The organism is Streptomyces sp. ICC4 (assembly GCF_003287915.1).
GTDB lineage: Bacteria > Actinomycetota > Actinomycetes > Streptomycetales > Streptomycetaceae > Streptomyces > Streptomyces tritrimontium.
Window position 1 is genome coordinate 8,159,723 of record NZ_CP030286.1, and the last position, 21,980, is coordinate 8,181,702.

Here is a 21,980-nt window from a genome sequence, read left to right on the forward strand (position 1 = left end):
CCGAGAGGCAGAGCAGAGGTGGAGCGGCCGAGCGAGGTGGCCGGCGGTTCGACGCCGGTCCGGTGGAGCTTGGTTCTCGCCGGCGGCCCGGTTACTTTCCCCCGGTCGCTGCTGCGATGAACTGATCTTCACACAGGCCACATCTCCAATCCGTCGTCGGAATGTCACCGCCGTGCAACAGGCCCCTGAGAGCGTCACGCACCGTCTGACCTGCGGAGATAGCGGAATGATCGCGCCCTGTTTAGTCCCGTGCGATCAAGTGCTCCAGCGGCCCCGCCGGATACGGGGTCTCCACCGGGAGGAGGGCGCGTGCCGCCTCCGGATCACCGGCGCGGAGCAGCCCGTGGATCTCCCGGGCCAGCGCGGTCACATCGCGGATCGAGACCGTCCACTCGTCGGCGTACGCCCGCGAGGCCGGTCCGGACAGCCCCAGTTGGAGCGATCGGTACGGCAGCGGGTTCAGGTGCAGGTCGCGCTCCGGGTCCCACTGGATGCGGGCGGCGGAGGTCCGCAGCGCCTCCTTCCAGGCCGCCTGGTCGCGGTGCACGGCCGGGACGTAGTGGGAGAGGCAGGCGTCGCGCAGCGCCCGGTCGAAGCCGGCGCGGGTGATCTCGACGGCCAGGACGGTCTCCTGGTCGGCCTTGGCGGCCCAGCCGCAGCGGTACATCATCCACAGGAACGACGGCTTGACCCACGTCATCCGCTCCCGCTTCCACTCGGGCGGGAAGCGGCCGTCCCGGGCGGCGGGCAGCCCCAACCGGGGACCGTACGCCTGGTACACGGTGAGGGTGTCGGCCGTGTGGGAGGCCCGGATCTGGTGCCGGGGGATGTCTGACATGGCTCCAGGGTGCGGACCCGGCCCCCTCCGGGGCCAGGGATTTTCCCCGGCCCCCGGCCGGACCTGGTCCTGCGGCCGGACCCGCTCCTGCGGCTGGACCCGCTCCTGCGGCCGGACCCGCTCCTGCGGCTAGACCTGGTCCTCCGCCAGTTCCGCGACGCCCGTGATCCGGTGCAGCGCGTACGTCCGCACCTCGTCCGCCGTGTGGTCGTAGCCGGTGACGAAGCCGCCCTCCACCCGCACCGGGGCGATGACGCGCTGGCTGGCCGCCCCGTCGGCGTTGACGTAGCCGATCCACACCGCCGACCCGGTCATCGCGGCCGCCTGCACCGTCGCCAGGGTCTCCGCCGCGCTGGTGCGCGGGAGTTCGCCCGGGACACCGGTCCCGCCGGAGGCGGAGGAGGCCGGCTCCTTGCGGACCGCCGTCGCCGCCATGTCGCCCGCGCGGATGGCCCGTACGGCCGCCCCCAGCAGCGTCGCGTCCGGCACCGGAGGCCCGTCCGGCACCGGGACGGGTGCCGAGCGCGCGGGCGTGCGGTGCGCGTCGGCCCGCGCGAGGAGGACGTCACCGGTACGGGACTCCGCCGCCGGGGCGTACCCCATGGCCCGCAACCCGTCGAGCAGCGCGGTCGGTTCGGCCTGCGCGGCCAGCACCGTGGGCGCCAGCCGGCGCAGGCCCAGGCCCGAAGAGCGCTTGTCGGCCAGGATCTCGTTCAGCATGCCGTCGTCGTCGCAGCGCACGTACGAGGAGGCCGCGCCGACCCGCAGGTGCCCGTGGCGCCGGGCCACGTCGTCGATCAGGTACGACAGCGGTTGCGGTACCGGGGTGCGGCTGTGCTCGGTGAGGAACGCCTGCAGGTCGACGGCGGTGTGGCCGGCGTCCAGGGCGCGGCGCACCGACCCGGGCGTGAACCGGTACACCGTGGCGCCGCCCTTGGACTCCACGTCGGCGAGCACGGCCAGCACCTCGGCGAGCGGCCGGCGCAGCGGTCCCGGGGCCACCGCCGTCAGGTCGGCCTGGAGCAGTACGTGGTCCACCGGCTCGGGCAGCAGCGGCGCGAGCAGCGGCGCCGGGTCGCGGCCCTCCAGCAGGGCGCGGCCGGGCGCGGAGAGCGCGCCCCGGCCGGTGACGCCGAGGATCTCGGCCTCGGTCAGCGTCCAGTGCGCGAGGCGGGCGCGCAGCTCGCTCGTACCGCGTACCGGGCGCTCCCACGCGAGGCGGGCGAGGAGCGCCGCCGGGTCCGGGGAGCCGCCCTCGGGCAGGTCGGCGAGCAGGCGCAGGATGCGGCGGCGCACCTCGGGGGCGGCCGAGCGGTCCAGCTCCGGGCCGAGCACCGACAGGGTGCGGCCCTTCGTGTCCTGTTCGCCGACCAGGCCGGCCGTCCGCGTGGCGGCCAGCCAAGCGGCCGCCAGCACCGGCCAGCGCTCGGCGGGCGGCAGTTCGCACCAGCCGTCGAAGGCGGGGGTCGGCGCGTACCGCTCGTCCGCCTCGCCGTCACTGGCCAGCAGGCCCGCCGCGTAGGCCAGTTCGATCCAGAACGCCGCCGAGGGCTCGTTGGTGTCCAGCGAGGCCGCGGCCCGCTTCAGGTCCCGTACGGAGAGCCCGCCCGCCCGGAGCACGGCCGGACCGGTGTGCTCCCAGGACTTCACCAGCTCCTCGACCGTCGACAGCGCGGCCAGCGCCTGGCCGGCCGCGTTCGCGTCCACAAGCTGTGGACGGTGCTCGCGGCGCGCGGGAACGGCCGGGGCCAGCGGCTCCGTCACCCGGTGCGCGAGCCCGCCGCGCAGGTGCAGCGCCACCTCGCGCGGCAGCAGTACCGTCCGCGCCGACGCGGGCAGCAGCAGGCCCCGGTCGCGCAGCCAGCGCACCGGAGGAGCCGGATGGGGGGTGACCTCCCCGTACGGCGGCCCCCACACGAGCCGCCCGAGCACCTGGTGGGCCTCGGCCGGAGCCTCGTCGAGCAGCGCCGACATCCGGACGGGGTCCGTGAACAGGCCCGTCAGGGCGGTCACCGCGGAGACCGGGTCGTGGGTCGCGGGCAGCCCGACGGCCGCCACGATCTCCTGGATCCGGGTCGGGGACATGCCGGCGGTGGCCTCGGCGACGGTCGGGCCGAGCCCGGTGGGGGAGGGCCGGGACGCGGCGGGCGCCAGCAGCTCGCGGGCGGTGCGCACCAGGCGCAGCCGCTGCTCGTCGCCCCATACGAGGGCCTGCTCGCGCAGGGTCGCGAGCGCGCGGGGCAGCTCGGCGCGGGCCCCGTTGTCCGCGGCGGACGTGGTCCCGGTGTCGCCGGTGAGCAGCGACTCCAGCACGGCGTACGGGCAGGGCTCCGGGGCCACCGCGAGGGCTTCGGCGCTCTGCAGGGCGAACCGGTCGAGGCGGTCCAGCGCGCGCACCACGGAGGCCCGGGTCCCGGCCCGCGTCGCCAGCTGCGTGACGTCCCCCGGCACCGGGTTCAAAAGGTCCGGGCGGGCGTGCAGGAGGGCGGCGAGTCCCGCGTCGTCACGGGAGCGCAGCGCTTCGGCGAGGGAGCGCGGAGCGCTTCCCGCGGTGCTCGGGTCAGGCACGGTCGTCGCCTCCTGGTCGCGTCGGCCGGTCAGTCGGCCGGTCCCCATCCGGCCAACGGTATCCGCTGTGCCCTCGGCAGCTCCACGGGCGCACGCGCTACCTTCGCAACAGGCGGGACGGGAGGAGCCGGGGCGTGGGCATCGAGAGCGACCATCTGGTCTACGAATATCTGAGCCGGGTAGGGGACTTGGCGCAGCGGCGCCAGCTGTCGTCGGGGGACCGGATGCGGCTGGTGTCGGGGTTGCGGGACGAGATCGACCGGCGGCGGGCGCGGTACGAGCCGGAGACGCCGGCGGCGGTGCGGCGCATCCTGGAGCGGATCGGCACGCCGGAGGAGGTCGTCGGCACGATGTCGGCGGCGGGCCCGCCGGACCCCGGGCAGGCGCCGCCGGCCGTGCCGGTGCAGCGCGGGGCCGCGCCGCCGCACCTGGCCGGGCTCGACGAGCTCGGCAAGGGTGAGGTGATGGAGCCCGACTGGTGGCGGGTCGCGCCGGAGTCCTCGGTCGAGGGGTTCGCGGGCGGGATCGAGATCCCGGAGCTGTTCAAGCGGCCGGCGACGAAGGAGCCCGCCGGGGACGCGGACGCGGACGCGGACCAGCAGGACGGCCCGGGCGGTCCGGAGGCACCGGCGGGGCCGCCGACCCTCCTGCGGTTCCTGAAGGAGCGGCGGCGGGCGAGGGCGGAAGCGAAGGCCGAGGCGAAGGCCGCCGACGAGGCCGCCGGGAAGGCTCCGGCCGGGCCGCGGCCGAAGCCGCACGCGTTCCTGCTGCTCGCCGCCGTCGCGCTGGTCGCCGGCGCGGTCTCCGGCCAGTGGCTGCTGCTCGCCGGGGGCTGGCTGCTCGCGTACGCCTCGCGGGTGCTGGGTCCCGCGGAGCGCAAGTGGGTCGTCTTCGGGCTGCCGGGGGCGGTGTTCGCCGCAGCGGTGGTGTGGCTGTGGGGCCGGCAGGACGGGCGCTGGGGGAGGGGGAGAGGGGGCGGGGTCACAGCCCCAGGGTGACGGCCATGCGGACCAGTTCCGCCGAGGTGTTGATGCCCAGCTTGGCCCGGATGCGGCGGAGGTAGGCGTCGACCGTGTGCCTGGAGAGTCCCATGGAGCGGGCCGTCTGCACGTAGGTGCACCCTGCGGCGATGTATCCCAGTGCCTCCTGCTCGCGGGGGGCGAGTACGGCGGCGGCGGGGGCTTCGGCGTGCGGCGTGGCGAGTGTGAGGCTCATGGGGTTTCCTCCGACACATCGGCTCGGTCGTCGCTGCTCACGCCCTCGGAAGCAGGGGACAAATCCAGGAATGTGGATGTATGTCCGTGTTAAAGAGCCTGTCGGTGGGACTTCATCGGGGTGTCCGTCGACTGTCACAGGCGTGTCACAGGCGACGTCCGCCCGCGCGCCGCGGGAACCATCGCGCCGGATCCGTGCTCTTCCTCAGAACCCGACGAGGGACTGCTCGGCCCAGATCGTCTTGCCCACGGGGGTGTGCCGGGTGCCCCAGCGCTGCGAGAGCTGCGCGACCAGCAGCAGGCCGCGCCCTCCCTCGTCGAAGATCCGCGCGCGCCGCATGTGCGGGGCGGTGTTGCTCGAGTCCGAGACCTCGCAGATCAGCGTGCTGTTCTCGTGGATCAGCCGCAGCTGGATCGGCGGCTCGCCGTACCGGATGGCGTTGGTGACCAGCTCGCTGACCACGAGCTCGGTGACGAAAGCGGCGTCGTCGAGCCCCCAGGCCGCCAGCTGCTCGGTGGCGTCCCGACGGGCCTGCCCGACCACGGAGGGGTCGGACGGCACGTCCCAGACGACGACCTTGTCCGCGTGCAGGGCCCGGGTACGGGCGACGAGCAGGGCGACGTCGTCATCGGGTGGATGCGTCAGCAGAGCCGTCAGCACGCGGTCGCAGACCGCGTCCAGGGTGGAGGCGGGGCGGGCGAGCGCCGTGAACATGTTGTCCAGGGCCTCGTCGATGTCGTGGTCGCGGGCCTGCAGCAGGCCGTCGGTGTACAGGGCCAGGATGCTCCACTCGGGAAGCTCGACCTCGATGGTCTCGAAGGGCAGCCCCCCCAGGCCCAGCGGCGGCCCCGCCGGGACGTCGAGGAGGTACACGGAGCCCTCCGGAGAGACGACCACGGGCGGCGGGTGGCCCGCCCGGGCCACGGTGCAGTGCCGGGTGACCGGGTCGTAGACCACGTACAGGCACGTGGTGCCGATGCCCCCGGCGGCGTCCCCCGCTCCTCCGGGGTCGGTCTCGTCGGCGGACAGGTGGATGACGAGGTCGTCGAGGTGGGTGAGCAGCTCGTCGGGCGGCAGGTCGACATCGGCCAGGGTGCGCACCGCGGTGCGCAGCCGGCCCATGGTCGCGGTGGCGCGCATGCCGTGGCCGACCACATCGCCCACGACCAGGGCCACCCGCGCGCCGGACAGCGGGATCACGTCGAACCAGTCCCCGCCCACACCGGCATCGCCCCCGGCGGGCAGGTAGCGGGTGGCGATCTCGAGGGCCGTCTGCACGGGCATCGTGTGTGGGAGCAGGCTGCGCTGCAGCGTCATCGTGCTGGTGTGCTCCCGTACGTGCCGGGGTGCGTTGCGGATGCTGACGGCTGCCTTGGCCACGAGCTCCTCGGCCAGCCACAGGTCCTTCGGCTGGAAGGGCTCCCGGCGCTGATGACGGCTGAAGACGGCCAGCCCGAGGGTCATGCCGCCCGCGCACAGCGGCACCACCATCAGCGAGCGGGTCCCGTACTCGCCGATCCAGGCGGCGCCGGGGTCCTGGGCGGCCCATGCGGCGATGGCCGGATCCGTCGTCTCGTACACCGCGCCGCGGCCCGCGGCCAGGCATTCGACGGCGGGTGACAGCGGTGGGTAGACGGTCGTCCCGCCGATCGCGACCCGGGACTCCGGGGTCGCGTCGAGGACCGACCGCACAGCGGTACGCCGCACGGTGACCGGCCCCGTCACCGGGCCGGCGGCCGGGTCGGCGCGGCGCGGGAGGGGTTCCAGCAGGTCGACGACCGCGAAGTCGGCCAGCCGGGGGACGGCGACATCGGCCAGCTCCTGCGCCGTACGGGCGTTGTCCTGGGTGGTGCCGATGCGCGCGGCGTCCGCGCCGGTGGCGGTGGTGCCGTGGGCCGTGACCTGGCGGCGGCCGGCCTGGGGCGCGGTCCGCTCGTGGGCGGTCAGGCACACGGCGCGGACCCTGCCGTCCGGGTCCCGCAAGGGGGAGAGCGAGGTCACCCAGCCGCCCTCAGTGCCCGCGCCCGTGCCCGTGCCCGCGTCCGCCGGGCGGATGAAGGCGTCCACGTTCTGCGGCTCACCCGTCTCCAGGGCCAGGCGCATCTTGCGCTCGGTCTCGTCGCTCACGGGGTCCGGCGCGATCTCGGGCAGGCGGAGCCCGCGCATCTCGGCCTCGGTGAGGGACAGTGCGCGCTTCATCCCGGCGTTCGCCAGCACCAGCCGCAGGTCCTCGTCGAAGATCGCCAGGAAGCTCGTGGACTGGGCGAACGCCCACTCCCTCAGCGGTTCGTCCAGGGGCGTGCCGGGTCCGCCCGGCACGGCGGACACCACGAACCACCTGGTGGTCCCGCTGGTGGACGTCCACCGGTGCGCGAGCAGCCTCGGCTCCAGTCGGTGGCCGTCCCGGTGCCGAAGTGCCACGGTGCCGCTCCACCTCTCCCGGTCGGCAGGGATCCGCCGTGCCGGATCGCCGGCGGCTGCGCCGGCATCGGCATCGGCATCGGCGAGGAACTCGGCGACGGGCCGTCCCACGGCCTCGGCGGGCGGGTAGCCGAGCAGGCGGCCGGCGCCTTCGCTCCACTCGGTGACGATGCCCTGCTCGTTGACGGTCGCCGTGGCCGTGTACGCCGGTTCGGGGGAGGCGCCCGTATCCTCCGGCCGCTCACCAGGAGAGGTGGGAATTCGCTCCATCGCGCTCATCTCGCCCTCGCTCGTCCCCCGCGCGCCTCCATGGGACCCGCGCGGCCGGGGGTTCCACTGTCCAGCATGATCCGGCGGGGCAGGGAGCACCAACGCAGTGACGGGCCTCCCCGGGCGGGCCTGACCGGGGAGGGGCGTCAGGCGGCTCCGGCGGCGCGGCCGGGCGGCGTGAGCACGAGGGCCAGGACCGCGTCCCCCGCCCGCCACACCATCGCGCGGCGCCGTCCGCCGAGGAGGGGCGGGCGCAGGCCGAGGATCGGGATGCGGTGCGGGGCGGCGCCGAAGACGCCGCTCCGGTCGGCCTTCACCGCGGCTTCCTTCAGCGACCAGGCACCGGCCAGGGCGTCGGGCCGGTCCGTACCGATGAGGGAGAGCTCCCCGGGGGACAGGATGTGGTCGGCGGCGCGGCGTACGGCCGCCGCCGAGGCGCTCTCGCACAGGTCCACTCCGACCGGTTCCGGCGCGAGGGCCGCGGCGACGTGGCCGGCGGTGTGGCTGATGGAGAGGTGCGCGCCGGGCACCGGGCTGCCGCCGACGAGGACGCGCGGGCTGCCGTCGTCGCGCGGGAGGATCTCCACCTCGTCCTCCGGGGCGGCGCGGACCTCGGCGACCAGGCGCTTGGCGAGCAGCCGGCCGGCCGCCCACTCGGCCTGCCGCCAGGCGGGCAGCCCGCGGATGACGCGCCGTTCGGCCGCAGACAGGACCGGTCCCGGCGGGAGGCCGGGGCGCCGGGCCACGATGAGGGCGGCCCCGCCCCACCGGTGGATGCGGCCCGGGGCGATCGGCGGGAACACGGTGTCCACCGGGGGGCCTCAGGCCGCGCGGGCGGCATCGGCCGGGTCCGGGGCATCGGCCGGGTCCGGGGCCTCGCCCGCGTCGGCCGGGTCGCCCGCGTCGGCCGCAGCGAGGCGCCCGAGCTCTTGCTCCAGCGCGGCCACGGCGTCGCGGATCTGCTCGGGCGTGTGGTCGGCGGTGATGAAGAAGCGCAGCCGGGCCATCTCCTCGGGTACGGCCGGGTAGAGGATCGGGTTGACGCTGATGCCCCGCTGGAACAGGGCCTCCGCGAGCCGCAGGGTCTTCAGGGAGTCGCCCACGATGCACGGGACGACCGGCGTGTCGTGGCTGTCCCCGATGTCGACGCCCGCAGCGCGGGCGAGGCGGACGAACAGGGCGGCGTTCTCCGCGAGCCGTGCCACGCGCTGCGGTTCGGCACGCAGCAGGCGCAGGGCGGTCAGGGACGCCGCGGTGTCGGCCGGGGTCATGCCGGCGCTGTAGACGAAGCCCGGGACGGTGTAGCGCAGGTACTCCACGACCTCGCGGCGCCCGGCGACGTACCCGCCGCAGCTCGCCAGGGCCTTGGAGAGCGTGCCCGACCACAGGTCGACGGCCGGGCGGTCGATGCCGAAGTGCTCGCCGACGCCGCGCCCCGTAGCGCCGATGGTTCCGATGCTGTGCGCCTCGTCGATCATCAGCAGGGCGCCGTGCCGGTGCTTGACCTCGATGAGGGCCGGCAGGTCGGCGATGTCGCCGTCCATGCTGTACACGCCCTCGATGACGACGAGCACCCGCCGGTACTGGTGGCGGACCTGTCCGAGGACGGCGTCGAGGGCGGCCGCGTCGTTGTGGGGGAACGGCCGCCGGGTCGCGCCGGAGAGCTTGCACCCCTGCAGGATGCTGTCGTGGGCGAGGGAGTCGTGGATGACGAGGTCCCCGGGTCCGACGAGGTGCCCGATCACGGTGACGTTGGTGGCGTGGCCGTTGGCCAGGGTGACCGCGGCCTCGCATCCGAGCAGGTCGGCGAGTTCGGCTTCGAGCTCCAGATGGAGCGGACGGCTGCCGGACAGCAGCCGGCTGGCGGACGCCGAGGTGCCGCAGGCGTCGATGGCCCGCTTGGCGGCCTCGTTCACCTGGGGGTGCGTCGCCATGCCGAGGTAGTTGTAGCCGGAGAACGAGAGCAGTTCCCGGCCGTCGATCACCGTCGTGTCCGTCATGCCGCCTTCGTGGACGAGGAAGTACGGGTTGCGCAGCCCGGTCCGGTCGAAGGTGGCGATGCGCTCGCCGTGGGCGGCGACCTCCGGGAAGCACTCGATCCGCGTGTGCTCCTCGGGCAGCGGGGCGGCGGCGGGAGCGGCCGGCGCCTGGGGCGGGGCTCCGTCGCCGTGAGCGTCCTCGGCGTGCGCGGCCCCGTCGTGGCCGTCTCGTTGTACGGGGACGGCCGCGTCCGCGGCGTCCGCGGAGCCGGTCGCGATCAGCGCGGCGATCCTCCCGGCGGTCGGCCGGTCGGCGGCGCTCTCGTCGAACCTCCACCGGGGCCACTGCCGCTTGAGGGAGGTGAAGAGATCGGTCAGCATCAGCGAGTCGAAGCCGAGCTCGTCGATCAGCGGCTGGTCGGCGCGCAGCCGGTCCACCGGGAACGCGCTGATCCGGGCCACGTGCCCGAGCACGGCCTCGGTGACCTCGTCGAGGTCCCCGGCCGGCACCGGCTCCTCGCAGGCGGGAGGCGCGGGGGACAGCGGGGCCGTGCTCCCCGCCCGGCCACCCGCTCGGGCGTGCGAAGCATCCCCCGTGCGGGGGTGACCCGCATGCCGCGCCCGGGAGCCCGTGCGGGCACACAAGCGCAGGTCGGCGCGCATCCAATGCGGTTGTCACGGAAGCCGATTAAACGATCCGTTACTGATCCTTTACCCACCGGCTCCGCAACTCACCGCCCCCCACGAGCGGTTGTACCGGCGTACTCAGCCGCTACCGCTTAGGAGCAACATGTCCCTCCCCCTGACCCGCCGGATCGCCCGTACCGCGCTGCTCCTCGCAGCCGGGGCAGCTCCCGTGGTCGGTGCGGCCGGCGTGGCCAGCGCCGCGGGCCTGGAGTCCGTGCCGCAGCTGGGCGCGCTCACCGCACCGGACGCGCCGGCCGCCGCCGCGGGCGACACCGCCGCGACCGCCACGGAGACCGCGGGCACCGCCACCAAGGCCCTCCCGGCCCTCCCGGCCGTCCCGGCCGCCCCCGCCGACCTGACCGGCTCGGCGGGCGCCCTCCTGGGCGGACTCCCGGCGGGCCTGCCCGGCGGCCTCCCCGGCGGCCTTCCGGGCGGTCTGCCCGCCCTCGGCTGACCGCCGTCCGCAGGAACACCGAGGGGCCGGGAGCACGAACTCCCGGCCCCTCGGGCCGTACAGGGGCCCGCCCCGGCGGACTGCGGGCTGCGGGCTGCGGGCTAGAGCGCCAGCCGCTTGACCGCGGCCTCGACGCGCTCGTCCGTGGCCGTGAAGGCCACGCGGACGAAGCGCGCGCCCGCCTCGCCGTAGAAATCGCCCGGCGCGACCAGGATGCCCAGCCCCGCGAGGTGCGCGACCGTGTCCCAGCAGGGCTCGTCCCGGGTCACCCACAGGTACAGGCTGGCCTCGCTGTGCTCGATGCGGAAGCCGTGCGCCTCCAGGGCCGTGCGCAGCGCCTCGCGGCGGGCCGCGTAGCGCACCCGCTGCTCCTCGACGTGGACGTCGTCGCCCAGCGCCGCCACCGTGGCCGCCTGCACCGGGGCCGCGGTCATCATGCCGCCGTGCTTGCGGATCTGCAGGAGCTCGCCGAGGACTTCGGCGTCACCGGCGATGAAGGCCGCCCGGTAGCCCGCCAGGTTGGACCGCTTGGAGAGCGAGTGCACGCTGACGATGCCCTCGTACGAGCCCCCGCAGACCTCGTCGTGCAGGACGGAGACGGGCTCGGCCTCCCAGCCCAGCTCCAGGTAGCACTCGTCGCTGAAGATCAGGATCCCGTGCTCGCGCGCCCAGGCCACGATCCGGACGAGCTCCTCCTTGGAGAGGACCGCACCGGTGGGGTTGGACGGGGAGTTGAGCCACAGCAGCTTCACGCGGGCCGGGTCGAGATCGGTGGTGGGATCGTCGTAGACCACTGGCTCGGCGCCGCACAGCCGCGCGCCGACCTCGTACGTCGGGTAGGCCAGCCGGGGGTACGCCACCTGGTCCCCGGCGCCGAGGCCCAGCTGCGTCGGCAGCCAGGCCACCAGCTCCTTGGAGCCGACGACCGGCAGGACGTTGCGGTGCCCGGCGGCGCTCGCGCCGAGGCGGCCGCGTACCCAGCCGGTGATCGCGTCGCGCAGGGCGGCCGTGCCCCACACCGTGGGATATCCCGGAGAGTCGGCGGCCTCGACGAGGGCGCGCTGGATCAGCTGCGGCACCGGGTCGACGGGGGTGCCGACGGACAGGTCGACGATGCCGTCCGGGTGGGCCGCGGCCGTCGCCTTGTACGGCTCCAGCTTGTCCCAGGGGAAGACGGGAAGACGGGCTGAGACTGCGGCCACGATGCGCTCTTTTCGCTTTCCAGGTGTTCCGTGCGTGCGATTGCGTGCGTGTGGTTGCGTGCGTTCCGCGCGTGCGTTCCGCGCGGGAAACACCTCGGTCCCGTCCGGCTGACAGCCGGACGGGACCGAGGTGGCGGTTCAGGCGGTACCGACCGTCAGTGGCTCGGGTTGATGTCCGCCGGAAGCGCCGCGATGAAGGGGTGGTCGCGCTCGATCAGGCCGAGCTTGGAAGCACCACCGGGCGAACCGAGCTCGTCGAAGAACTCGACGTTCGCCTTGTAGTAGTCCTTCCACTCCTCCGGAGTGTCGTCCTCGTAGAAGATGGCCTCGACCGGGCAGACCGGCTCACACGCACCACAGTCGACGCACTCGTCCGGGTGGATGTACAAGGACCGCTGGCCCTCGTAGATGCAGTCGACGGGGCACTCTTCGATGCATGCCTTGTCCTTGACGTCGACACAAGGCTCCGCGATGACGTAGGTCACGCTCTCGTTCCTCCTCATAAGGGCTTTCCATATCGCGCGGGAGCGCGGCGTCGTCGATGGCCCGCCTCTAGTATCTCCGTTCCCGGGCACGATCCGAACAGGAGGGGCGGACAGAGCTGTGGAAATCACTGCCGGTGGACGGCTGGAGATCCGGATCACACCCGCTGACGTGGGTAAACGTGTCTCTGTACGACGGGTGGAGGGTGAGCCCGGCGGGGCCTTCGCGTTCACGGACACGGTAGGGGTTCTCACATCCTGGAACAGGGGTGTGCTGACGATCACACGAAAGACCGGCGAGTCCGTCCGCATCGCGGAATCCCTGCTGGTCGCGGGCAAGGTCGTACCGGCCGCGCCGGCCCGGCGCAGGGGTCCCGCGGCCTCCTTCGAGGAGCTCGCGCGGATCGCCGCGCGGTCCTGGGTGCCGCTGGAGAGCGAGCCGCTGGGCGAGTGGACGCTGCGCGCGGCCGCGGGCTTCACCCGCCGCGCCAATTCCGTACTGGCGCTCGGCGACCCGGGGACCCCGCTGGACGATGCACTCGCGCGGGTGACCTCCTGGTACGGGGAAAGGGGACTTCCGGCCTACGTCCAGGCCGCGACGGGGGCCGCCGGCACCCAGGAGCTGCTCTGTTCCGGGCTGGAGGCCCGGGGGTGGGTCCGCGAGGTCTCCGCGCAGGTGTGGACCGGCGGGCTGGCGGCGCCGGCGGACGTGGACGACGCGGCGCTGCCCGCCGTCGGGGACGTGGTCCTGACCCGCGCCCCGGACGAGGAGTGGCTCGGCCGCTACGGGCGGGTCGTCGATCCCGGGGCCGCCCTGCGGGTGCTGACGGCAGGGCCCTCGGTGTGGTTCGCGCTCGTGCCCGGACGGGCGATCGGGCGGGTCGTCGTCGACGGCCGGTGGGCCGGCTTCGCGGCGGTCGAGGTCGATCCGGAGCACCGGCGGCGGGGCCTGGCGACGGCCGTGATGGCGGCGCTGGCGCGGCGCGCCCTGGAAGAGGGCGCGTCGGCGGCGTGGCTCCAGGTGGAGACCGAGAACACCGGGGCGCAGGCGCTGTACGCCGGGATGGGCTTCGGGGCGCACCACAGCTACCACCACTACCGCCGGGCGGCGGCGTGACCTCGCCCTGGCGCGAGCAGTTCGCCGCGGAGGCGCGGGCGGATCGGCCGGACCTGGCCGTGCTGTGCCTGCTGCTCGCCGCCGAGGCCGACCCCGAGCTCGACGAACGGGCGATGGACTGGGCGCAGATGGAGCTGGACCGGATGGCGGGCATGCTGCCGTACGGGCTGCGGGACGCCCGGGCGTGGGCGTCGGCGGTGGCGGGGCTGCTGGGCGGGCAGTTGGGCTTCCACGGCACCCCGGCCGACTACGACAAGCTCTCCTCCTCGCTCCTGCACGAGGTGTTGCGGCGGCGCCGGGGGCTGCCGATCCTGCTGTCCGTGGTCTGGCTGGAGGTGGCCCGGCGGGCCGGGGCCCCGGTGTACGGGCTGGCCCTGCCGGGGCACTTCGTGATCGGTTTCGGGGATCCGGAGGAGGGCGTGGTCGTGGACCCCTTCGCGGGGGGCGCGTCGCTGGGCGCGGGTCCCGCGGAGCTGGCGGCCGGGCCGCGGACCGCCGCGCGGACGCTGGACATCGTCCTGCGGATCCTGAACAACATCCGGGCGTGGGCCGCGACGCGGCCCGAGCACTCGGCGGTGGCGCTGTGGGCGCTGGACCTGGCGCTGCTCCTGCCGTCGCATCCGGCGGCGCTGCGCTACGAGCGGGCGAAGCTGCTCGTGGAGCGCGGGGAGTTCGTCTCCGGCGCCGGGGAGATGGAGGCGTACGCGCTCGTGGTCGACGTGATCGACCCGCCGTCAGCCGCCCGCATCCGCGCGGAGGCCCAGTCGGCGAGGGCCCTGCTCAACTAGCCCGTCTCCCCGGATACGCGGGAGCCCCTCCCCGGGGTCCGGGAAGGGGCTCCGGCCTGTGCTTTTCGGGTCAGCTGGCGTTGGTGTCGATGACCGCGGTCCGCTCGGCGGGCGTCTTGCCGCGCAGCGCCTTGCCGAGGGCTCCGGCGACGTCCTGCGGGGTGACGGCGGTCTTCTCGCCGGTGCCGCGCATGATCAGGACGCCGTCGAAGGTGTTCCCGTACGTGGCCTTGAGCGCCTCCAGGTCGTACTTCTCGACGAGGTGGCCGTCCACGACCTGCATGCTGAGGATCTTGGGCAGGGACTTGGGGCCGAAGGGGATGAACTTCGTCCCCGCCTTGACGGTCGCGGTGTTCGACATCGCGGGCTCGGCGAACTCCTTCATGGCCCGGTCCAGTTCGGCCTGGTCCACGACCGGGTCCTTGGTGGTGACCGGGAGTTCGAGGGGTGTGGACGTGCCGGTGGCGATCATGGCGCGGAAGGCCTTGACCACCAGGTCGGCGGAGGCGTCCGCGTCGAGCGTGGAGCCGGGCTTGCCGGGGACGGCGACGGCCTTGCCGGTGTCGAAGGTGATGGTGCCCTCGGTGACGGATCCGGCGCTGCCGGCCAGCTCCTGGAGGGCGGCCTGCAGCTTCTCCTCGTCGGTGGGCATGACGGGTTCGGCGGCGCGCTCGCTGCCGAAGAGCGAGCCGATGACGGTGACGGGGTTGTAGTCGCTGCCCGCCGCGTTGCGGACGGTGGTCTGGCTGTCGAGGCTCAGGCCGGCCTTCTCGGGCTTCAGTTCGACCGTCTTGCCGCCCACGGTGAGCTGGAGGGGGGCGGAGGCGCGGTTGCCGAAGGCCGTCTGGAGCTTGGCGACGGCCTCGTCGCGGGTGCCGCTGATGTCGACGCCGAGGACGGTGGTGCCCTTGGGGACGTCGGAGGCGTTCAGGAGCAGGCCGGCGCCGTAGGCCACGCCGAACAGCGCGATGAGGCCGCCGCCGGCCACGACGAGCTTGCTGTGCCCGCCCTTCTTGGCGGGCTTGGCGGGGACCTTGCGCTTGGCGGCCGGGAGGCCTTCGCCGGCGGCGGGGCGCGGGGCGGGCGCGGGCACCGCGGCCGCCGGGTGACCGGCGGCGTCCAGCTCGGGGCCGGGCCAGCTGGGCTCCCGGGTGTCGCCGACGGGTACGGAGCCCAGTGCGGGCCCGCCCGTCGGTCCGGCGGGGCCGGAGCCGTAGCCGGGCATGCCGTGGCCGGCGGGGACGCCGCCGGGCGGGGTGGCCGGGCCGCCGTCGCCGGGCCAGGCCGGCTGCGCGGGGCTCCTGTGGTGCCCCAACGTGCACTGGGATCCGCCGGCTCCGCACGCCGACGTCAGCCCGGTCGCCGAGATCCGCTGGCGGAACAGCACCGATGTCACGAGCACGCTGGGGTCGCCGCCGCCGCCCAGCAGCCGCCGTCCGCCGTGCAGGCGACGGTGTCGAACGACCCCGGGTCCAGCGCCCGCCAGGTGCGGCCACCGTCCCGGGTCACGTCCGTGCCCGTCGGGCCCACCGCGAGGGCCGTGCCGGCGCCGTACGGGAACCAGGCCGCGCCCGAGCGGTAGGCCGGCGGCGGGGCCGCCGCCTGCCGCCATGTGCGGCCCCCGTTCGAGGACACCGCCGCGGCCTGCGGGGAGGCCTGCCCGGTGCGGTAGTCACCGCCGACCGCCAGTCCCCTCGTACGGTCCCGGAAGGCCAGGGCGAAGACCCCGCGCGCCGGGTCGCCCGCCGGGACGGTGGAGTCGGCCACCTTCCAGGTCAGGCCGCGGTCCGCGGAGTGCAGGACCCGGGCGAGGGCGCCGCCGCCCGTGGCCAGCCAGACGTCGCGCGACCCGGCCGCCACCAGGCACTGGCCGCTCGCGGCGAAGCCCGCCTCCCCCGGCAGCGCGTCCGGCATCCCCGTGTTCGGGAGCACCCGCCAGCTCCGACCGCCGTCGTCCGTGGACAGGATGCGGAACTTCCCGTCCACCGGGTCGCTCATCGCGAGCCCGTGCCGGGAGTCGAAGAAGGTGAGGCAGTCGTAGAAGGCCCGCGGGTCGGAATTCCGGAAGGTCTCGGTCCACGTGGCTCCGCCGTCCTCCGTGCGCAGCACCCGGGAGGCCTCGCCCTCCCCGATGGACAGGGCCACCGCGCGCCGCCCGTCGAAGGCCTCGATGTCCCGCAGCTCGAGCCCCTCCGCGACGGCCCCCGGCGGCGAGACGTCCCGCCAGCTCCGCCCGCCGTCCGAGGTCCGCAGCACGGTCCCCTTCGAGCCGGCCACCCAGGCCGTGGACCGGCTGACCGCCGCCAGCCCCCGGAAACGGGAGTCCTTGCCGGTCTCCTTCAGTGCCCAACCCGCGCCCCGGAGGTCCGGTGACTCCCCTGCGGCCTGCGCCGGTGAGGCCACCACCCCCAGCAGCAGAGCCGCCGCACACATGCCAACTCCCCAAAGTCTCATGGCGCCGGAAGCTAACGCACCCCGGATTCACCGTCCAGGGCGCGTCCCGGCCACCGCCTCCCGAGGGCGGGCCCGCGCCCTCCGTTCGGGTCGCTCTCCTCCCCGTGCACGAGGCCGCGCGCCTCGACCCCGAGATGCTCCCCAACATCGCCCGGTCCAGCACGTCACCGCGACCGGGGCCACCAAGGCCGAGGTCTACCGCAACGACCTGGTGCCCAAGCAGCAGACCGGCAGCGCCACCGTGCTCGCCGCCCGGCTGAACCTGCTCGACGTCCACGCCACCCCGCGCAGCGGGAAGTGGCTCAACCAGGCCGGTGAGAACCTCCCCGTGACCGTGCTCGGCGACCAGGCCGCACAGCGCCTCGGTGTGACCGCGCCGGGCGAGCGGGTCTGGTTGGGCGGAGAGCCGTACGTCGTCACGGGAATCCTGGCGCCGAACGACCTAGTGCTGTGACCTCATAGGTTCGCCGGGTTGGTGGTCGTGGCGGTTGGATGTGGGGTGGCGTCCGATCCGACCGGTGGAGGTGCGGTGGCCGGGCCTGTCCGTGTGCGCAGGCTCACCGACCAAGAGGGGCAACGGCTGCAGCAGATCGTGCGCCGAGGCAGCACGAGTTCGGTGCGCTATCGGCGCGCGATGATGCTGCTGGCTTCGGCCGGCGGGAACCGCGTCCCGGTGATTGCTCAGCTGGTCCAGGCCGACGAGGACACCGTCCGGGACGTGATCCACCGGTTCAACGAGATCGGCCTGGCCTGCCTGGACCCTCAGTGGGCGGGAGGCCGTCCCCGCCTGCTCAGCACTGACGACGAGGCCTTCGTCATCGAGACGGCCACCACCCGCCCGGTCAAGCTCGGCCAGCCTTTCACCCGCTGGTCACTGCGTAAACTCGCCGCCTACCTGCGCAAAGTCCACATCCGGACCATACGCGACGGCCGCGAGGCATTACGCCGCCTCCTCGCCCGCCGTGGCGTCGCCTTCCAACGCACCAAGACGTGGAAGGCGTCACCCGACCCGGACCGCGAAACGAAACTGGACCGGATCGAGGAAGCCTTGGACCGCTTCCCTGACCGGGTCTTCGCGTTCGACGAATTCGGCCCCCTCGGGATCCGGCCCACCGCAGGCTCGGGCTGGGCCGGCCAGGGCCACCCCGACCGGGTGCCCGCTACCTATCACCGCACCCACGGGGTGCGCTACTTACACGGCTGCTACTCCGTCGGGAGCGACACCTTGGGGGTATCAACCGCCGCAAGAAAGGTGCCGTGAACCCGCTGGCCGCCCTGAAGTCGATCCGCGCCGCCCGGCCCGACGGAGCCCCGATCTACGTGATCATGGACAACCTGTCCGCCCACAAGGGCAGCGACACCCGCCGCTGGGCGGAGAAGAACAAGGTCGAACTGTGCTTCACCCCGACCTGCGCCTCCTGGGCCAACCCGATCGAAGCCCACTTCGGACCACTGCGACAGTTCACCAACTCCAATCACCCGAACCACACCGTCCAGACCCGGGCCCTGCACGCCTACCTGCGGTGGCGCAACGCCAACGCCCGCCACCGAGACGTCCTGGCCGCCGAACGCAAGGAACGCGCCCGCATCCGAAGCGAGAAGGGCATTCGCTGGGGCGGACGACCACTCGGCCAGGCGGCCTGAGACGTCTCAGGGCTCTTGCTGCCCAGGTCGCCACACGTACCGGATGTCCGGCTCGCGTTCCTCGTTGCGGTAACCGTCGGTGCACTCAGCAGCGGCGAAGCTGTGCCGCTCGTAGAAGCGCCGCGCCGACTCGTTGACCTGGAACGTCCACAGCGCCAACCCGGCCGGACGACATTGCTTCGCCTGGTGCACCAGGCGGCCGCCGATCCCCCGGCCCTGCCAGGCGGGATCAAGATAGAGCTGGTCCAGGTCTTCGCCGTCCAGCACCATCATCCCGACCACCGAACCTTCGACTGTCGCCACCCACGTCTCGAGGTCGGGCACCACCACTTCCCCGAACCAGGACCGGACCTGGTCGTCCGTATGCGCTCGGCGCACGCTCGGAAGCGCCGCCGTGAAGGAACGCAGCCAGACCTCGGCCACCGCGGCAGCGTCGGACTCGACCGCTCGACGGACGACAAAGTTGTTGCTCTCCACAGCGACGCATGATCGCAGACACACGATGCGGCCGCATCCGACTTCTCCACGACGCTCGGACCGGAATCCGGTGAACCTATGCGGTCAGAGCACTAGCCCCCGAACTCGGCCCCGCCGCCGTGGCCGGCTGGCCCCAGGCCGCGGCCCGGCTGGGCGCGGACGGCACCGCCGCCGCCGGCTACCTGCGCTCCCACCCCGAACGCGTCCCCGACGTGCAGTCCGTGGCCGGCGCCACCGCGAACGGCCCATCCGAGCAGGGTCGCCGTCAGCCGGCCGTCCGACCTCCTCACGGCACGCGGCGAGGCGAAGCGCGCGCTCAGCGGGCTGGCCCTCGCACTCGCCGCGGCTACGCCCTCGCCCAGGGCCGGCCGCCCTCCATCACGCTCCACACCGTCGCCGCCTGCCCGCTCGTCTCCGTGCTGGTGGCCGCCGTCGCCGGAATCCACCCGGCCTTGCGCGCGGCCGGGGCGTCCCCCACGGACGCCCTGCGATCGGCCTGAGGAACGGACCGGGGGCCACAGGCCGTCCTCCGGGCCGCGCGCTCCGGCGCGGCTGGCCGGCCGGCCGGTCAGCGTCTCGCGGACGCGGCGCGGAGGACGGCCTCCTCGGTCTCCCGGCTCAGGCCTGGGTCGGGTCCTCGGGGATCGGGTGCACCTCTACGGGGTCGTTGGAGGGCTTCCCGCCCGCGCCGGGGCACGCCGACGCCCGGGCGGCGATCTCCAGGGCCCGGTCCTCGCTCTTGACGTCGACCACCCAGTACCCGGCCAGGATGTGCCCCTCCTGGGCCGGCCCGTCCGTCACCTGCGGACGCCCGTCGCTTCCGGCACGCACCGTCTTGACCAGCGAGGGGCCGCCGAGGCCCTGCCCCTCGACCCACTCGCCGGCGGCGGTGAGGTCATCGTTGAGGGCGCCCATGTGGGCGAACATGGCCTCCATGTCGTCCTTGGAGTACGCCGTCATGATGGCGTCCCACTGATCGGCCGGCACGTTCATCTGGATCATGTACTTCATGTTCCTCACCCTTCCGGGGCGGCTGCTGGGCTTCTCCGACTTCTCGGCTTCTCGGCCTCTCGGGCCTACGAAGGGGTAGACAGCCGGGCGCCGCGAAACTCATCGGCTTTCCCGCCATCACATCACCGGGAGCGGCCGAGGGGGTCTTCTCGTGGGTGTCCTCGGCGCCGGATGGCGGGGGAAAGGCCGGCGCGGGAGGCTTGAGGCATGCGATGGCGTGTGCCAGGTGCGGTGGCGGCTGTGGTGGCCGCCGTCCTGCTGGTGGCCACCACAGCCGCCACCCCGCCGCCGGGCGGGGGCGACACCGAGCAGCGGGTGGACATCGGCGGCGGGCGGAGCCTGTACCTGCGGTGCTCGGGCTCCGGGAGCCCGAGCGTGGTGCTGCTGGCCGGGCTGCACGAGGCCTCCGACCCGTGGTCGCTGACCGACACCGCCCCGCCCGTGCCGAAGGCCCCGGCGGTGCTGCCGGGAGTGGCCGCGTTCACCCGGGTCTGCACCTACGACCGGCCGGGCACCATCCGCTACACGCAGCCACCCGAGCTCACCGACCGCAGCACACCCGTACGGGGGACCCGGGCCCTGCCCGACATGGTCGAGGACCTGGACCGGGTGCTGACGGCCGGGCACGTACCCGGCCCGTACCTGCTGGTGGGGCACTCCTTCGGCGGGATGCTCGCGCTGCGGTACGCCCAGGAGCATCCGGAGCGCACGCGCGGGCTGGTCCTGGTCGACGCGCTGGGACCGGCCCTGAAGCCCGCGATGGGGGCGGACTGGGCGGCGTACGTCGAAGCGCTGCGGCATCCGGGTACGCCCTTCGACGCCGATCCGGACTTCGAGCAGGTCGACATCGACGGCGGGGTCACCGCCATCGACCGGGGCGGCCCGCTCCCCCCGGTCCCGGTCGCGGTGCTCAGCAAGACCGCGCCCTTCGCCGCGCCGCCCACGATGTCCAAGGACCTGCTGGCGAAGCTGGAGAAGGCGTGGCCCAAGGCCCAGCAGGCCCTGGTGGGCCTGCGCCCGCAGACCCCGCACCTGCTGGCGACCGGTAGCGACCACTACGTCCAGCTCCACGACCCGGACCTCACGATCGCGGCGGTCCGCCTCGTCGCGGACCGGGCCACGGCCCAGCCGAAGACTCGGTTCCGGCATCGTATCGACCGCCGCGGACCGGGCCCGTCAGGCCGTCCGCCGGGGGCGGCCGTCGCTCCGCGGGCCGGCCCGTCGGGACCAGCGGCCCGTCAGGACCAGCGGCCCGTCCTGGCGCGCAGGACCGCGGCGGCGGCCGTGCCGGCCCTGGAGGTGGGCAGGACCGAGGGGCCCAGCCGGGACGGGTGCGTGCCGGCCTCCGCCGAGGCGGCGAGCGCCTCCCGGGCCGCCTGCCGCGCGCTGTCCGCCAGCTCCACGGGGGCCACGATGCGCCCCTCGCGGCCCAGCCGCAGCGCCAGCCGGCGCAGCGAGGCCGGGTCCGGGCTGCGCAGGGTGATCCGCAGTCCGCCCTCGGGCAACTCCTCGGCACTGTCGTGCGGGTAGTACTCGGCGACCCAGCGCCCGCCCGGACCGACCTCGACCACGACCTCCGGGTCCTCGGCGGCCGGCTGGACCAGCCCCACCGACAGGTCGCGCGGCTCGATGGCCGGCGGGTCGGAGCGCTCGTCGAGCAGCCGGATCTCCGCGACCCGGTCGAGACGGAAGGTGCGCCGCGCCTCGGAGAGGTGGCACCACCCCTCCATGTAGGTGTGCCCGACCGCGAACAGCCGGATCGGGTCGACGGTGCGCTCGGTCAGCTCGTCGCGCGCCGGCGAGTAGTAGCGCAGCCACACCCGCTTCCGCTCGGAGATCGCCCGGTCCACATCGGCGAAGACCCCGCCCTCGGACTCGAAGGTCACCGAGAGCCGGGAGCTGGCCCCGGCCGCCTCGCCGGCCGCCGCCTCCAGCTTCGCCGTGGCCCGCAGCAGGGCGTCGCGGTCGCTCTCGCGCAACCCCGGCAGGGTGGCCACCGCGCGGGCGGCGACCAGCAGCGCGGTCGCCTCGTCGGCGGCCAGCCGCAGCGGCTCGGCCGTGGACTCCCCCGAGGCGTCGGGATTGCGCCACCAGATGCGCTCCCCGTCGGTGTCGATGTCGAGCAGGTCCCCGCCCCGGAAGCTGGTCCCGCACATGGGGAGCACGTCGAGGTCCGAGATCAGCTCGTCCTCGGTGATCCCGAAGGCGCGGGCCACGTCGGCGACGTACGCGCCGGGGCGCTCACGCAGATAGGTCACCAGGGACAGCATCCGGCGCGTCTGGTCGATGGCGTTGGCAGCCATGCTGGTACGTCTCCCCCTCAGGGCGTTGCTCACTGGATTCGCGCGGCCGGCCACGGCCCCGCGCGGATTG

Annotated in this window: 19 protein-coding genes and 2 pseudogenes; 8 read left to right on the top strand and 13 right to left on the bottom strand. The window is 74.3% G+C overall.

The features are described from left to right. Positions 1-241: 241 nt before the first annotated feature. The gene (locus tag DRB89_RS38320; protein ID WP_112452626.1) at positions 242-838 is read right to left on the bottom strand and encodes a DUF4291 domain-containing protein; all 597 of its coding nucleotides are present in this window, start codon (positions 836-838) and stop codon (positions 242-244) included. Between the two features lie 129 nt (positions 839-967). Then, entirely contained in the window at positions 968-3,454 is a 2,487-nt protein-coding gene (locus DRB89_RS38325) for a helicase C-terminal domain-containing protein (protein ID WP_112452627.1), read from the bottom strand. Between the two features lie 86 nt (positions 3,455-3,540). Here DRB89_RS38325 and DRB89_RS38330 point away from each other — a divergent pair, with 86 nt between their 5' ends. Further along, positions 3,541-4,404: a hypothetical protein gene (locus DRB89_RS38330; protein ID WP_112463646.1), complete on the top strand. Its 864-nt coding sequence runs from the start codon at positions 3,541-3,543 to the stop codon at positions 4,402-4,404. Here the strand turns inward: DRB89_RS38330 and DRB89_RS38335 are convergent. The 4 genes from DRB89_RS38335 to DRB89_RS38350 form a co-directional block, all read right to left on the bottom strand. Beyond that, entirely contained in the window at positions 4,388-4,621 is a 234-nt protein-coding gene (locus DRB89_RS38335) for a helix-turn-helix transcriptional regulator (RefSeq protein ID WP_112463647.1), read from the bottom strand. The genes DRB89_RS38330 and DRB89_RS38335 overlap by 17 nt on opposite strands. Positions 4,622-4,825: 204 nt before the next feature. Then, positions 4,826-7,312, bottom strand: a complete 2,487-nt coding sequence (locus DRB89_RS38340; RefSeq protein ID WP_112454286.1) for a SpoIIE family protein phosphatase — start codon at positions 7,310-7,312, stop codon at positions 4,826-4,828. 146 nt (positions 7,313-7,458) lie between these two features. Continuing rightward, the gene (locus tag DRB89_RS38345; protein WP_112452586.1) at positions 7,459-8,124 is read right to left on the bottom strand and encodes a 4'-phosphopantetheinyl transferase family protein; all 666 of its coding nucleotides are present in this window, start codon (positions 8,122-8,124) and stop codon (positions 7,459-7,461) included. A 9-nt stretch (positions 8,125-8,133) separates the two neighbouring features. Then, positions 8,134-9,801 (bottom strand): aminotransferase class I/II-fold pyridoxal phosphate-dependent enzyme, encoded by a 1,668-nt coding sequence (locus tag DRB89_RS38350; protein ID WP_204358178.1) that lies wholly within the window; start codon positions 9,799-9,801, stop codon positions 8,134-8,136. 280 nt (positions 9,802-10,081) lie between these two features. On the opposite strand from DRB89_RS38350, the gene DRB89_RS38355 reads away from it, so the two are divergent. Continuing rightward, complete coding sequence (locus DRB89_RS38355; RefSeq protein WP_112463649.1) at positions 10,082-10,432, top strand: ATP-binding protein; 351 nt, start codon at positions 10,082-10,084, stop codon at positions 10,430-10,432. A gap of 101 nt (positions 10,433-10,533) precedes the next feature. On the opposite strand, the gene dapC is transcribed toward DRB89_RS38355, so the two are convergent. Both dapC and fdxA read right to left on the bottom strand, forming a co-directional pair. Continuing rightward, complete coding sequence (dapC, locus tag DRB89_RS38360; RefSeq protein WP_112452726.1) at positions 10,534-11,634, bottom strand: succinyldiaminopimelate transaminase; 1,101 nt, start codon at positions 11,632-11,634, stop codon at positions 10,534-10,536. A 155-nt stretch (positions 11,635-11,789) separates the two neighbouring features. Beyond that, complete coding sequence (gene fdxA, locus DRB89_RS38365) at positions 11,790-12,119, bottom strand: ferredoxin (protein WP_030868357.1); 330 nt, start codon at positions 12,117-12,119, stop codon at positions 11,790-11,792. A gap of 118 nt (positions 12,120-12,237) precedes the next feature. On the opposite strand from fdxA, the gene DRB89_RS38370 reads away from it, so the two are divergent. Beyond that, positions 12,238-13,233, top strand: a complete 996-nt coding sequence (locus DRB89_RS38370; RefSeq protein ID WP_112452725.1) for a GNAT family N-acetyltransferase — start codon at positions 12,238-12,240, stop codon at positions 13,231-13,233. Further along, entirely contained in the window at positions 13,230-14,021 is a 792-nt protein-coding gene (locus tag DRB89_RS38375; protein ID WP_112452724.1) for a transglutaminase-like domain-containing protein, read from the top strand. Before DRB89_RS38370 ends, DRB89_RS38375 begins: the two co-directional genes overlap by 4 nt. Positions 14,022-14,091: 70 nt before the next feature. Here the strand turns inward: DRB89_RS38375 and DRB89_RS38380 are convergent, their stop codons facing one another. Both DRB89_RS38380 and DRB89_RS38385 read right to left on the bottom strand, forming a co-directional pair. Next, complete coding sequence (locus DRB89_RS38380; protein ID WP_204358179.1) at positions 14,092-15,423, bottom strand: hypothetical protein; 1,332 nt, start codon at positions 15,421-15,423, stop codon at positions 14,092-14,094. Beyond that, positions 15,414-16,454: an oxidoreductase gene (locus tag DRB89_RS38385; protein WP_112463650.1), complete on the bottom strand. Its 1,041-nt coding sequence runs from the start codon at positions 16,452-16,454 to the stop codon at positions 15,414-15,416. Before DRB89_RS38385 ends, DRB89_RS38380 begins: the two co-directional genes overlap by 10 nt. A 232-nt stretch (positions 16,455-16,686) precedes the next feature. Between DRB89_RS38385 and DRB89_RS38390 the strand changes: the two genes are divergently transcribed. Together DRB89_RS38390 and DRB89_RS38395 are read left to right on the top strand one after the other, a co-directional pair. Then, positions 16,687-16,929: an ABC transporter permease gene (locus tag DRB89_RS38390; RefSeq protein WP_112452642.1), complete on the top strand. Its 243-nt coding sequence runs from the start codon at positions 16,687-16,689 to the stop codon at positions 16,927-16,929. A gap of 75 nt (positions 16,930-17,004) precedes the next feature. Next, a pseudogene (locus tag DRB89_RS38395) lies at positions 17,005-18,119 on the top strand (IS630 family transposase). A 6-nt stretch (positions 18,120-18,125) separates the two neighbouring features. Here the strand turns inward: DRB89_RS38395 and DRB89_RS38400 are convergent. Next, complete coding sequence (locus tag DRB89_RS38400) at positions 18,126-18,596, bottom strand: GNAT family N-acetyltransferase (RefSeq protein ID WP_112452643.1); 471 nt, start codon at positions 18,594-18,596, stop codon at positions 18,126-18,128. 119 nt (positions 18,597-18,715) lie between these two features. On the opposite strand from DRB89_RS38400, the gene DRB89_RS38405 reads away from it, so the two are divergent. Then, on the top strand, positions 18,716-19,096 hold the full coding sequence (locus tag DRB89_RS38405) for a hypothetical protein (RefSeq protein ID WP_112452644.1): 381 nt from the start codon (positions 18,716-18,718) through the stop codon (positions 19,094-19,096). Between the two features lie 118 nt (positions 19,097-19,214). Here the strand turns inward: DRB89_RS38405 and DRB89_RS38410 are convergent, their stop codons facing one another. Further along, positions 19,215-19,607: a YciI family protein gene (locus DRB89_RS38410; protein ID WP_239516585.1), complete on the bottom strand. Its 393-nt coding sequence runs from the start codon at positions 19,605-19,607 to the stop codon at positions 19,215-19,217. 207 nt (positions 19,608-19,814) lie between these two features. On the opposite strand from DRB89_RS38410, the pseudogene DRB89_RS45445 reads away from it, so the two are divergent. Continuing rightward, positions 19,815-20,687, top strand: a pseudogene (locus DRB89_RS45445) (alpha/beta hydrolase); the annotation flags it as partial. 158 nt (positions 20,688-20,845) lie between these two features. On the opposite strand, the gene DRB89_RS38420 reads toward DRB89_RS45445, so the two are convergent. Continuing rightward, entirely contained in the window at positions 20,846-21,910 is a 1,065-nt protein-coding gene (locus DRB89_RS38420; protein ID WP_239516586.1) for a WYL domain-containing protein, read from the bottom strand. Between the last annotated feature and the right edge of the window lie 70 nt (positions 21,911-21,980).

Coding starts and splice junctions, on each gene's coding strand:
- DRB89_RS38320 (WP_112452626.1), bottom strand. CDS start 838: ATGTCAGACATCCCCCGGCACCAGATCCGGGCCTCCCACACGGCCGAC.
- DRB89_RS38325 (WP_112452627.1), bottom strand. CDS start 3,454: ATGGGGACCGGCCGACTGACCGGCCGACGCGACCAGGAGGCGACGACC.
- DRB89_RS38335 (WP_112463647.1), bottom strand. CDS start 4,621: ATGAGCCTCACACTCGCCACGCCGCACGCCGAAGCCCCCGCCGCCGCC.
- DRB89_RS38340 (WP_112454286.1), bottom strand. CDS start 7,312: ATGGAGCGAATTCCCACCTCTCCTGGTGAGCGGCCGGAGGATACGGGC.
- DRB89_RS38355 (WP_112463649.1), top strand. CDS start 10,082: ATGTCCCTCCCCCTGACCCGCCGGATCGCCCGTACCGCGCTGCTCCTC.
- DRB89_RS38385 (WP_112463650.1), bottom strand. CDS start 16,454: ATGTGTGCGGCGGCTCTGCTGCTGGGGGTGGTGGCCTCACCGGCGCAG.
- DRB89_RS38410 (WP_239516585.1), bottom strand. CDS start 19,607: ATGAAGTACATGATCCAGATGAACGTGCCGGCCGATCAGTGGGACGCC.
- DRB89_RS38420 (WP_239516586.1), bottom strand. CDS start 21,910: ATGGCTGCCAACGCCATCGACCAGACGCGCCGGATGCTGTCCCTGGTG.